Here is a 13016-nt window from a genome sequence, read left to right as displayed (position 1 = left end):
TATTTAATATATTTCTAACGTTCGAGTATGAATAAAAGTGTAATATTTCTGTATTTTTTCGTTGTAATGCTCAGTACATCTTGTGCACAAAATCCAGAAAACAAGGTTTCTACGCCTCAAAACAGTCCTTTTACCGCTATGTTGTTTGTCGATGAGCTACAAATTCCATGGGGCTTTGCATTCCTACCAGATGGCAGTATGTTGATTACGGAAAAGTCTGGTGAAATAATTCATTTTTATGAAGGAAAAAAAACGATAATCACCAATATTCCGGAAATTTATGCAAGAGGTCAAGGCGGATTATTGGATATAGCCCTTCATCCAAAATATGAAGAAAATGGATGGTTATATTTGTCCTATGCATCACCTGATGGAAATGAAAAAGGAGGCCATACCGCTATAATGAGGGCAAAGCTAAAAGATAACGCCTTGGTTGACAAACAAGTACTATATAAAGCCTCGCCAAATACTACCAAAGGCCAACATTTTGGATCTAGAATTGTTTTTGATAATGATGGTTATCTTTATTTCTCAATTGGTGAACGTGGAGAAAGGGATATTAACCCACAGGATATAACCCGTGATGGTGGTAAAATATATAGGTTATATGATGATGGGCGAGTTCCGAAGGATAACCCATTTGTGAACCAAAGTGGGGCTAAAACAGCGATTTATAGTTATGGCCATAGAAATCCCCAAGGCTTAGTTAAACACCCAGATACAGGTGAAATATGGGATAATGAACATGGTCCTAGAGGTGGTGATGAAATAAATGTTATAAAAAAAGGCGCTAACTATGGTTGGCCAGTAATAACCTATGGCATTAACTATAGCGGCACTCCTATAACGGATAAAACCGAAATGGCCGGCATGGAACAACCTATTCATTACTGGGTGCCTTCAATTGCACCTAGCGGAATGGAATTTGTTACTTCTGACGTGTATCCTGGTTGGAAAAATAGCCTCTTGGTTGGTTCTTTGGCATTTCAATATTTAGAACGATTGGAATTAGATGGCACCAAAGTAACCTTAAGAGAGAAATTACTTGATGGGGAAGGTCGTGTACGTTGTGTGAAACAAGGTCCTGATGGACTAATATACGTTGCTGTAGAAGGAAAAGGCATTTATAAATTAGTCCCTAAAAACTAAATAATTAACTTGAAGTTTTTTATACCAATATATATGTTAGTTGTCCTTTTATTGGCAGCAGCTACGTATCAAGAACCCTCTTTAAAAGAAAGCATGGAAAGGGGAAAGGAAATATATTCCGATTTCTGTGTTACATGCCATTTGGACAATGGAGAAGGTGTTCCATTTACTTTTCCACCATTGGCAAATTCAGATTATCTATTAGAAAAAAGAGAAGCTAGCATTAAGGCTCTTAAATTTGGACTACAAGGTGAAATTACAGTAAATAACATGACTTATAATAGCGCCATGGCCCCAATGGGGCTAGATGATGAGGAAATTGCCGATGTTTTAAATTTTATCATGAATTCTTGGGAAAACAAACAAGACAGTATGGTAACCGTTGATGAGGTTTCAGCAATAACGAAATAAGTCCTCCGTATTTATAATTTACCTGCTTCTAAAGCCTTTTTTACTGAGCCATGCTTTTTAAGCAATTCCTCTGCATACGCATAGTCCACACCAAGTCCCTCTACAATGTAACGTGTTCCACGGTCTACCAATTTATCGTTAGTTAATTGCATGTTTACCATTTTATTACCCTTTACCCTACCTATTTTAATCATGAGTGCCGTAGAAATCATGTTTAACACCAATTTTTGGGAAGTCCCACTTTTCATTCGAGTACTACCGGTAACAAATTCTGGCCCTACATTTACTTCAATAGGAATATCAGCTACTTCCGTAATTGGGGCACCAGGATTATTGGTAATACAAGCTGTTAGAATATTGTTCGTTTGTGCAGCTTTTAATCCACCAATAACATATGGTGTAGTTCCAGATGCAGCAATACCAACTACCACATCCATATCATTAATTTTATGTTCAAGTAAATCTTTCCATGCTTGATCGGTTTTATCTTCCGCATTCTCAACCGCTTTTCTTATGGCACGATCACCACCTGCAATAAGACCAATTACCCGTTCATGGGGCATGCCAAAAGTTGGCGGTATTTCAGAGGCATCCAAAATACCAAGTCTACCACTAGTACCAGCGCCTATATAAAAAAGACGCCCACCCTTATGAAACCTTTCTGCAAGGGCATCAACAAGGGTTGATATTTGTGGAATCACCAATGCCACGGCATTTGCTGTTTTTTGGTCCTCCTCGTTCATTTTTTGTAAAATGGTAGTCGTATCCATCAATTCCAAATCATTATGATTTGAAGGACTTTCAGTAATTTTTATATAATCCATCTATCTTATAATATTCTTATTTCGTGATTTTTAAAGGCCTGCAACATGGCATCATTAGGGTCAAGCTCTGTAACCATAGTATTTATTGCACTAATATCGCAAGTTTTATATCTATGTTGTGAATTAAGTTTTTCTGAAATGGATAGCAATACTGTTTTTTTAGCTGCTTTTATGACTGCTTTTTTAAGTTGTACTATGTCCCAATCAAACTCTGTAAGTCCATATGCGGCATCAACATAACCAGTCCCTATAAAACTAAAATCCACTTTGATCTCTGATAGATTATGAATGGCGTTTGCCCCAATGGCGATTTGCGATTCTTTGGCAATTTGCCCTCCAATGAATATTACCGTTATATTCGGTTTTATTGACAGTTCCATAGCCACCGGCAAACTAATGGTAAAACATGTGAGTTTTAAGGAATCTGGAATTAATCTTGTCAATTCCATACAAGTGGTACCCCCATCAACAAAAATGACTGCGCCATCTTTTAACAAGCTAATTGCTTTTTGGGCAATTAATACTTTTTGGTCTAATGCGTAGATATTGGTGTTTCTTGCACTATTAGTGGTAAAACCAAGGGAAATAGCGCCACCATGAACCTTTCTCAATTTATTTTCAGAATCCAGTTCTTTAACATCTCTACGAACTGTATCTATGGAAACATCCAATGTTTCAGCGATATCCGTCAGTAGAATTCTGTTATGCAGCTCTACCTCATTTAAAATCGTTTGCTGTCTTTCTTCCTTTAGCATTTTATGGTCTCATTTCTTAAAAACATTCAAAGATAATCAAATAATTAACATGCTGTTTTATACCGTTTAATATATACGAAACTATATATCATGTTAATAAATAGCAAATTATTGCAATAATTACGGCAAAAAACAGCATATATATGATATTTTGCATATATTTGCTTGAATTTTAATATACCCAAACCACGTAATTGAATGAAAACAATAGCCGTAAAAACTAAAAAAGATATTAGCCATAAGCCAATTGGCCAATTTGAGGAAACGCGTTTTGAAAAAATACACAATGTCATCTTTTCAGATTCAAATGAGGCTTCTGTACAAGTTGCTGAGGAAATTCGAGATTTAATCGTTAAGAAACAGTCACAAAACAAGAACTGTGTCCTTGGTTTGGCAACGGGCTCCTCCCCTATTCGTGTCTACGAGGAATTGGTACGTATGCACAAAGAAGAAGGCTTAAGTTTTTACAATGTCATTACCTTCAATTTAGATGAATATCTGCCAATGGAGCGTGATAACATTCAAAGTTATTGGCACTTTATGCACGAACATTTGTTCAATCATGTAGACATCCCTAAAGAAAATATAAATATTCCAGATGGTACTGTACCTAGTGACCAAACCGTACCATACTGCCTAAATTATGAGAAGAAAATAAAGGGTTTTGGTGGTTTGGATTTTCAATTATTAGGAATTGGAAGAACGGGACATATAGGTTTTAATGAACCTGGTTCCCACTATAATTCCGGCACTAGGGTAATTACGCTAGACCATATTACCCGGGTAGACGCCGCACCAGCATTTTTAGGAATTGCCAATGTGCCCAGAAAAGCGATAACCATGGGAATCGCAACGGTAAGAAAAGCCAAGCGAATAGTACTATTGGGTTGGGGCGAGAACAAAGCGGATATCATTAAAAAAACCATAGAAGGTGAGATTTCATCACAAGTTCCGGCAACCTATCTTCAAAACCATGACAACTGTACGTTTATACTGGATACAGGAGCTGGATCTGAACTTACTAAAAACAAAACACCATGGTTGGTTGATACTTGTAATTGGACAGAAGAACTAAAGGGCAAAGCCATTATTTGGTTGTGTGAGAAAACAGATAAGACCATTTTAAGTTTAACCGATAAAGACTATAATGACAATGGTATGGCGGACCTCTTAGTTGTTGAGGATTCCTATGATTTGAACATTATGATGTTCAATAAATTACAACGTACCATAACCGGATGGCCGGGCGGCAAACCCAACGCAGACGATACAAATAGGCCTGAACGTGCAAATCCCCCTAAAAAACGAGTAATTATTTTTAGCCCACACCCAGACGATGACGTAATTTCGATGGGCGGCACATTTGATCGTTTGGTTGAACAAGGACATGAAGTACACGTGGTCTATCAAACTTCTGGAAATATTGCGGTATCGGATATAGATGCCAGGAGATATGCGGAAATAGCCATGCAAATAAATCCTTCTGAACTAGCTCAAAATTTAATTGATTCCATTATCAGTAAAAGAGAAAGTAGGGTTGATGATCCTAATGTAAGAAAGCTAAAAGGGAATATTAGAAGAGGGGAATCCTATGCGGCAACAAGGTACATGGGGCTAAAAGACAAGAACGTGCACTTTTTAGATTTACCGTTCTACGAAACTGGGACTATAAAAAAGAATAACTTGTCTGAAGATGATATTTGTATCATGGCGGATATCATAAAGCAGATAGAACCTCATCAAATATTTGCAGCAGGCGATTTGGCTGACCCACATGGCACACACAAAGTATGTTTGGATGCCGTTCTAGAAGCACTAACAAGATTAAAATCTGAACCTTTTATAGATGATTGTTGGTTATGGCTATATAGAGGGGCATGGCATGAATGGAATATCAACGAAATTCAGATGTGCATACCAATGAGCCCCAGTCAGGTACTTAAAAAACGTAATGCCATATTCTGCCATCAATCACAAAAAGATGGTGTTATGTTCCAAGGGGATGATGCCAGGGAGTTTTGGATGCGTGCCGAAGAAAGAAACCGTGACACAGCAAATAAGTATAAAGCTTTAGGGCTTGCTTCCTATGCAGCCATGGAAGCTTTTGTTAGGCATAAATTTTAAGAATTAAGGATTGTTGGTGTCTGAATCTACGCATACTATTTTCAACACTATATTTTCATGATTCCACAATACGTATTTAAATAAATTTTATCCCATAATAAAAAGGCCTATTTTTAGTCAGAAATAGGCTTTTTATTTGCTCGTATGCCAAAATACATTTTCTTATTTTTCTTATTCCTCTTCTTACTTCTACTAAATTCTTGCGGGGTTCTTACATCTAAAATACCAAAACCCAGAACTGAATTTAGAGGCGTTTGGATAGCTACGGTAGCGAACATAGATTGGCCAAAAAATGGAAATGACAACCCACAAAAACAAAAAGCTGATTTCCTTTCTATTTTAGATTTTTACGAGAAACTGAATTATAATGCAGTAATCGTACAAATAAGGGCCGCCGGTGATGCTCTATATCCATCCGAACTTGCCCCATGGTCTAGATTTTTGACCGGAACTGAAGGCAAAAGTGCAATTTGGGACGAAGATGTTTTGGATTGGATGATCAGTGAAGCCCATTCCCGCGGTATGGAATTCCATGCTTGGTTAAATCCATACAGGGCAACTTTTGACCTAAAAACAGAAATTTTGAGCGCAAACCATGATTATTACCAACATCCTGAATGGATGGTTAAGTATGGGAATAAATATTATTATAATCCAGGTTTACCAGAAGTACAAAACAAACTGGTATCAGTAATTGATGAAGTAGTGAGCAATTATAATGTGGATGCTATTCATTTTGATGATTATTTCTACCCATATACCATAAAAGATGAGATTTTTAAGGATAGTATTACCTATTATAATTGCAGCAAACCCAATCAAGATTTAGCCGCCTGGAGACGTAGTAATGTAGATTCCTTAATAAAGAAATCAAATCAAGCCATAAAAAATAGTAAACCATGGGTACAGTTCGGTATTAGTCCGTTTGGGGTTTGGAAAAACAATACAACAGACCCGTTAGGATCAGATACTAGGGCTGGGCAAACTACTTATGAGGATTTATATGCAGACCCGTTACTTTGGATGGATAAAGGATGGGTAGATTATATGGCCCCTCAAGTATATTGGAGTATGGATCTACCTGTAGCCTCATATAGAAAAATTGTGGATTGGTGGAGTACAAAAAACAATGCAACCAAATTATATATTGGCAATGCCGCATATAAAGTTAGAAACAATGGCGATGTGGCTTGGGAAAATAAAAAAGAACTCCCTGAACAAATTAAATTTGCCCGTGAATTAGAAGAGGTTTCTGGTAATATCCTTTTCAGTGCAAAATCATTAATGAACAAAAATCCGGATGTGGTCAAGTACCTACAAAAAAAATACTATCGATGGTCGGCGTTTACTCCCGGCCTACCTGGTCCCAATAACACTACTATTAAAATTCCCCAAATCACTGCATCAACCCAAAACAACGAACATTATCTTATTGACTTTGTGAGTTCAGATCAGTTAAAATATGCTTTGATTTATTCCTCCGGAAAAATAAACAAACCGTACTATCCTTTAAAAAAACTTAAAAAGAAAATCTATTTATCACAAGAATCACATGTAGTTAAGATTCCAAAAGATATAGTAGCTGGCAAGTATTTTGCCCTTAGTTTTTTAGACCATTACGGGCAAGAAACAAAACCAATTATTATTCAAACAAATAAAATTGTATTTAATGATTCAAAAAGATAAAGGCGCCTGGGGCTGGGTGCCTATCCTATATTTTACGCAGGGTTTACCTTATGTTTTGGTAGTAATGGTTTCTGTAATCATGTATAAAAAATTGGGTGTAAGCAATGCTGAAATTGGATTGTATACCAGTTGGCTTTATTTACCCTGGGTATTAAAACCTTTATGGAGCCCATTTGTGGACTTAAAAAGTACCAAAAGAAAATGGTTCTTGGGCATGCAATTTCTTATTGCCTTGGCGCTGCTAGGAGTTGGGCTGGCAATACCTACAAACCATTTTTTTATAACCACTTTAGCTTTTTTTTGGATGGCTGCATTCGCATCTGCAACAAATGACATTGCATCAGATGGGTATTACATGTTGGGACTAACAGAAAAGAAACAGTCTTTCTTTGTAGGAATGCGAAGTACCTTTTATCGTTTGGCAATGGTTACGGGCGAAGGACTAATAGTTATTCTTGCAGGATATTTGGAAAACAAATATGGCGACAATACCAAGGCATGGAGTATTACTATGGTTGGTGCTGCAGTGCTGATGCTGATGCTTACAGTTTCCAATATGCTAATTACCCCAAAATTTGAGACTACCAGTGCCCCACTTCCGCAAAAACCTCAAAGTTTTATGGATGTTTTTGTTTCTTTCTTTAAAAAGAAAAATATTGGTATTGCCCTAGCATTTATCTTAACCTATAGACTGGGTGAATCACAATTGGTAAAAATGGCAGCACCTTTTATGTTGGATAGTCCAGAGGCAGGTGGCCTTGGATATTCAACCGAACAGGTCGGGACCATTTTCGGCACGGTAGGTGTCATAATGCTCTCTATCGGTGGTATTTTAGGCGGTATTTTAATTTCTAGGGACGGACTCAAAAAATGGATGTTCCCTATGGTTTTATCCTTAAATGTTCCCAATTTACTATACGCCCTATTGGCCATCACCAAAACTACTGCCATTATTCCGGTTATCACAACGGTTATGTTCGAGAAATTTGGATATGGATTTGGGTTTGCTGCATTTCTAATGTACCTAATTTATGTTGCAGAAGGCAAATTTAAAACTAGTCACTACGCCATTGCGACAGGATTTATGGCCTTGGGAATGATGCTGCCTGGAATGGTTAGTGGATTTATACAAGAATGGTTAGGTTATGACGGATTCTTTATTTGGGTTGTAATTGCCGCGCTACCGGCTATTTTCTTATTACGTTTTATAACTTACCCTCCAGATTTTGGAAAGAAAACAACTGAGACCAATGTATAATATAATCCGCTTAGATAAAGCTAAAAACCAATTGAACCTTTTTGAGAAAATAGGTCAACTTTTTATGCCTGCCGCTTTTATAAATGATACTGAGGAAGAAATAGTACAGCTAGAAAACTTAATTAAAAACCATACTATTGGAGGCCTCTGTTTTTTTCACTCAAGGGCAAGTGCAGCCACAAATTTTGAAGGCAAGAAAAAAGTGGTTTACAACAAGGATAGTTTTGCTACGCTTAAAAAATTAATTCTACGTTATCAAAGTGCCGCAAAATATCCACTACTCATTGCTATTGATGCTGAATGGGGATTGGCAATGCGTATTGAAAACACGCCACAATACCCATATGCCATTACTTTAGGAGCAATTGCGTACAACAATGAGCTCATTTATGAAGTTGGAAAAAACATAGCAATAGACTGCAAGCGGGCCGGTATCCATTGGAATTTATCACCAGTAGTAGATATCAATAACAACCCTAATAACCCTGTTATTGGCTACCGCTCATTTGGAGAAAATAAAGATTTGGTAACCGAAAAAGCATTAGCCTATGTGAAAGGTACCCAGAGTGAAGGAATACTAACAAGCATAAAACATTTTCCAGGCCATGGAGATACGGCAACTGATTCACATTTGGGTATACCTATTATTTCAAAATCCAAAAAAGAGCTGATAGAAAATGAACTATATCCTTTTCAAAAGTTGATTGATGAAGGTGTAGATTCCGTCATGGTGGGTCATTTATCCGTTCCAGCCTTGGCAAATGGCAAACGTACTCCATCCAGTATTTCCAAAGAGATCATTAAAGGAACGCTTAGAAAGGAGTTAGATTTTGATGGAGTGGTAATATCCGATGCCTTAAATATGCACGCGGTTTCCAAAGATTACCCAATTCCCGGAGAATTGGAGTGGTTGGCATTTGATGCTGGAAATGATATCCTTTGTTTTGCCGAACATGTAGAAGAAGGAATCTGTGCCATACAAAAAAATGCCACAGCCTTACAAATAGAAAAAAGTTTTGAACGTGTATGGAAGCTAAAAGAAAAAGCCTTTAAAAATATTGCAGTACTTGATTCCCAAGAAATTGCATTTGAAAATGCAAAAAAACTTAATAAGAAAATAGCGGAACTTTCATTGACAATGTATACTGGTTCGGCAGAAGCTATTTCTGAATTCAGGAAGGAGAATTACTGTACCCTAACCCTAAAAAGGTATGGTTCCGATCAATCTGAAAAAGAAATAAAAAACACGTTAAAACTAATGGGTTCTGAAATTCAAGATGAAAATCATATTTTAATATTACTAACGCCTCCGCAAATAAAACCCACGCATAATTTTGGGTTTTTACAGGAAGAGCTAGATTTCATTAACAAGACCATAGGTAGTAAAAAGGTAGTGCTCTATCATTTTGGTAATCCATACGCCCTTCAAAAAATTAAAATAGAAAATACTACCGCCACTATAATTGCATATCAAAATTTCAAAGAATTTCAAGATGTGGCAACATTACATTTTCAAGGAGAGTTAAAGGCTATAGGGAAACTACCAATATCTATATTTTAAAGTTAGTATGTTAAAATAAGAATACTTAGATATCATATGAAAACGTATAAGATAATCGGGCTTATGTCCGGCACATCGCTAGACGGACTTGATTTGGCTTATTGTCATTTTTGGCAAAAAGATACTATTTGGCATTTTGAAATTAAAGACTCGAAAAGTATTTCGTATGTGCCTGAAATGCAGGATAAGTTAAGAGATGCCATACATTTATCTGCTGAAGGGTTACTTCAATTACATAATATGTACGGAACTTGGTTAGGGGAAAAAGCTTTAGATTTTATTAATGATAATAATTTGGAAGTAGATTATATTGCAAGCCATGGCCATACTACTCATCACAGACCGGAACTTGGATTTACATATCAAATTGGTTCTGGACAACATCTTGCAAATTCATCATGTCATAAAGTTATTTGTGACTTTAGAACTAACGATGTAGCACTAGGCGGACAAGGAGCCCCATTAGTTCCCATTGGCGACAAGTTGCTTTTTGGCACATATGATTTTTGCCTAAATCTTGGTGGAATCAGTAATATCTCTTTTGAAGTAAAGGATAAAAGAATCGCATATGATATTGGACTTGCCAATATGATTTTGAACTACATTACCCATAAAATAAAGTTACCCTATGATCAGGGTGGAAGCTTGGCAAAAAATGGTAGCTTAAATACATCTATGCTAAAAAAACTTAATGATTTAAAATACTATCTCCTACCCCACCCAAAATCCATAGGTTATGAGTGGTTTCTGGAGGAAGTGGTGCCTATAGTAGAAGAAACAGAAGATTCTATTGAAAATTTGCTTCATACATCAATACATCATATCTGTGATAAAATAGCACAACAAATTAAATTGAATTCAAACGGTACAAAACAAAGTCTTTTAATTACCGGTGGTGGTGCTTTGAACACCTTTTTAATAGACACTTTAAAGGAGAAGTTAGGCTCACAAATTGAAGTGATAGTTCCGAATAAAAAACTAATAGAGTTCAAAGAGGCCTTAGTATTTGCATTTATGGGTGTTTTACGATCAGAGCAACACATCAACATTTTAAAATCGGTAACCGGTGCAAAGCGTGATTCTTCCAGTGGCGTAATTTATCTGCCCAATTAAACTATTTTCCTTAAATTTCTATGTTCAACCAATAACCGATTAAAATGTCAGACAAGCAATCCAAGGCATCCGCATACTGGAAAGAGAATGTGAAATACCTTTTTATTTTATTGATCATTTGGTTCCTAGTTTCTTACGGAGCAGGAATTTTATTTAAAGAAGCCTTGGATACCATTAAAATTGGTGGTTTTAAATTGGGGTTTTGGTTTGCTCAACAAGGTTCAATTTATGTCTTTGTCATCCTCATATTTGTCTATGTTCGTCTCATGAACAAATTGGACAAAAAATATGGATACAATGAGTAAAACATTCCTATAAAAATCACACCTATCAACTATTAAGATTATGAGTGTTCAAACTTGGACGTATATTTTAGTCGGATTAACATTTGCCCTTTATATTGGCATTGCCATTTGGTCTAGAGCAGGATCCACAAAAGAATTTTATGTAGCTGGCGGCGGTGTTTCTCCGCTGGCGAATGGTATGGCCACAGCAGCCGATTGGATGTCTGCGGCATCTTTCATCTCTATGGCTGGCATCATCGCCTTTGCGGGTTATGATGGTTCCGTTTATTTAATGGGATGGACAGGCGGTTATGTATTATTGGCTTTACTATTGGCACCTTATCTGAGAAAATTTGGAAAGTTTACCGTACCTGATTTTATAGGTGATCGCTATTATTCCAAAACCGCACGTATTGTAGCGGTTATTTGTGCCTTAATCGTTTCCTTTACCTATGTTGCCGGACAAATGCGGGGTGTAGGAGTCGTATTTTCAAGATTTTTAGAGGTAGATATCAATACAGGTGTAATCATAGGAATGATAATCGTTTTGTTCTATGCTGTATTAGGAGGTATGAAAGGAATCACCTATACTCAAGTAGCGCAGTACTGTGTGCTCATTTTTGCCTTTATGGTACCCGCTATTTTTATATCCATTCAAATGACCGGTAATCCAATACCTCAATTGGGGATGGGTTCTACCCTGTCTGACGGGACTGGGACTTACCTATTGGATAAACTGGATGGACTTTCTATCGAACTTGGATTTAATGAATATACCAATGGCTCAAAATCAATTACAGATATTTTTGCCATAACCTTAGCGCTCATGGTTGGTACCGCCGGATTACCGCATGTAATTGTTCGTTTTTTCACCGTTAAAAGAGTGAAAGATGCAAGAAAGTCTGCCGGACTCGCTTTATTACTAATTGCTATTTTATATACCACGGCACCAGCAGTATCGGTGTTTGCAAGAACCAATATGATTAATACCGTAAGCAATCAAGAATATGATTCCATGCCAGAATGGTTTAAAAACTGGGAAACCACTGGTCTACTGACTTTTGAGGATAAAAATAATGATGGTAAAATTCAATATGTAGCTGATATTAAGCAAAACGAACTAACGGTTGATAGGGACATTATGGTACTAGCCAATCCTGAAATAGCAAATTTACCCGCTTGGGTAATAGCTTTGGTAGCTGCCGGTGGTCTTGCTGCTGCCTTATCCACTGCCGCAGGATTATTGTTGGTAATTTCCGCATCGGTCTCGCATGATTTAATTAAAAAGGTTTTCAAACCTACTATCTCTGAAAAAGGAGAGTTATGGGCAGCTAGAATAGCGGCAACTATCGCTGTCATTATTGCAGGATATTTTGGTATTAACCCGCCGGGTTTTGTGGCTGCAGTAGTAGCCTTGGCATTTGGCTTGGCGGCAGCTTCCTTTTTCCCCGCTATCGTTTTAGGGATTTTCTATAAAAAAATGAACAAGGAAGGTGCCATCGCCGGAATGGTGGTCGGTATTCTATTAATGCTATTTTACATGACCAAATTTAAGTTTGGCTGGTTTGGGGGAGGTACCCAATCAGATTGGTGGTTTGGTATTTCGCCAGAAGGTTTCGGCAGTATAGCTATGCTGGCCAATTTCATATTAGCCATTATCATTTTACAATTTACCCCACCACCACCACAAAACGTTCAAGAAATAGTGGAAGATATCCGAATCCCTAGTGGTGCTGGAGAAGCTTCTGCTCATTAATAATTTTAGTATTTTTAAAGTTAATAACATGCGGGGCGAGCCAACAAGTCATTAAAAAAATAATGATATCAAAAATCCACGTAAGCATAGGAACA

The 13016-nt window shown here is 37.0% G+C and carries 11 protein-coding genes; 9 read left to right on the top strand and 2 right to left on the bottom strand.

Annotated elements, in window-relative coordinates; genetic code table 11:
• Window positions 1-27: 27 nt before the first annotated feature.
• Window positions 28-1149 carry a PQQ-dependent sugar dehydrogenase gene (locus ACOCEA_RS16355; RefSeq protein ID WP_420757345.1) on the top strand — a complete coding sequence of 374 codons (1122 nt, stop codon included), beginning with the start codon at window positions 28-30 and terminating at the stop codon, window positions 1147-1149.
• Between the two features lie 33 nt (window positions 1150-1182).
• Window positions 1183-1560, top strand: a complete 378-nt coding sequence (locus tag ACOCEA_RS16350; RefSeq protein ID WP_420757344.1) for a c-type cytochrome — start codon at window positions 1183-1185, stop codon at window positions 1558-1560.
• 11 nt (window positions 1561-1571) lie between these two features.
• Here ACOCEA_RS16350 and murQ read toward each other — a convergent pair whose 3' ends face one another.
• Both murQ and ACOCEA_RS16340 read right to left on the bottom strand, forming a co-directional pair.
• Window positions 1572-2384 carry an N-acetylmuramic acid 6-phosphate etherase gene (gene murQ / locus ACOCEA_RS16345; protein ID WP_420757343.1) on the bottom strand — a complete coding sequence of 271 codons (813 nt, stop codon included), beginning with the start codon at window positions 2382-2384 and terminating at the stop codon, window positions 1572-1574.
• 5 nt (window positions 2385-2389) lie between these two features.
• Window positions 2390-3139, bottom strand: coding sequence for a DeoR/GlpR family DNA-binding transcription regulator (locus tag ACOCEA_RS16340; protein ID WP_420757342.1), 750 nt, complete (start codon window positions 3137-3139; stop codon window positions 2390-2392).
• A gap of 198 nt (window positions 3140-3337) precedes the next feature.
• Here ACOCEA_RS16340 and nagB point away from each other — a divergent pair, with 198 nt between their 5' ends.
• The 7 genes from nagB to ACOCEA_RS16305 all read left to right on the top strand — a co-directional run bounded on the left by nagB (window position 3338) and on the right by ACOCEA_RS16305 (window position 12921).
• The gene (gene nagB, locus ACOCEA_RS16335) at window positions 3338-5263 is read left to right on the top strand and encodes a glucosamine-6-phosphate deaminase (RefSeq protein ID WP_420757341.1); all 1926 of its coding nucleotides are present in this window, start codon (window positions 3338-3340) and stop codon (window positions 5261-5263) included.
• 144 nt (window positions 5264-5407) lie between these two features.
• The gene (locus ACOCEA_RS16330) at window positions 5408-6949 is read left to right on the top strand and encodes a glycoside hydrolase family 10-like protein (protein WP_420757340.1); all 1542 of its coding nucleotides are present in this window, start codon (window positions 5408-5410) and stop codon (window positions 6947-6949) included.
• A complete protein-coding gene (locus ACOCEA_RS16325) occupies window positions 6933-8207 on the top strand; it encodes an MFS transporter (RefSeq protein ID WP_420757339.1) in 1275 nt (424 codons plus the stop codon). The genes ACOCEA_RS16330 and ACOCEA_RS16325 overlap by 17 nt, the downstream gene beginning before the upstream one ends.
• Window positions 8200-9768, top strand: a complete 1569-nt coding sequence (locus ACOCEA_RS16320; protein ID WP_420757338.1) for a glycoside hydrolase family 3 protein — start codon at window positions 8200-8202, stop codon at window positions 9766-9768. The genes ACOCEA_RS16325 and ACOCEA_RS16320 overlap by 8 nt, the downstream gene beginning before the upstream one ends.
• 36 nt (window positions 9769-9804) lie before the next feature.
• Window positions 9805-10881, top strand: coding sequence for an anhydro-N-acetylmuramic acid kinase (locus ACOCEA_RS16315; RefSeq protein WP_420757337.1), 1077 nt, complete (start codon window positions 9805-9807; stop codon window positions 10879-10881).
• Between the two features lie 44 nt (window positions 10882-10925).
• Window positions 10926-11186 carry a DUF4212 domain-containing protein gene (locus tag ACOCEA_RS16310; protein WP_420757336.1) on the top strand — a complete coding sequence of 87 codons (261 nt, stop codon included), beginning with the start codon at window positions 10926-10928 and terminating at the stop codon, window positions 11184-11186.
• Between the two features lie 40 nt (window positions 11187-11226).
• Window positions 11227-12921 (top strand): sodium:solute symporter family protein, encoded by a 1695-nt coding sequence (locus ACOCEA_RS16305; protein WP_420757335.1) that lies wholly within the window; start codon window positions 11227-11229, stop codon window positions 12919-12921.
• The last annotated feature ends 95 nt before the right edge of the window (window positions 12922-13016 follow it).

The organism is Maribacter luteocoastalis, from assembly GCF_048890225.1.
Classification (GTDB): domain Bacteria; phylum Bacteroidota; class Bacteroidia; order Flavobacteriales; family Flavobacteriaceae; genus Maribacter; species Maribacter luteocoastalis.
This window is presented reverse-complemented; position numbering and strand designations above follow the sequence as displayed.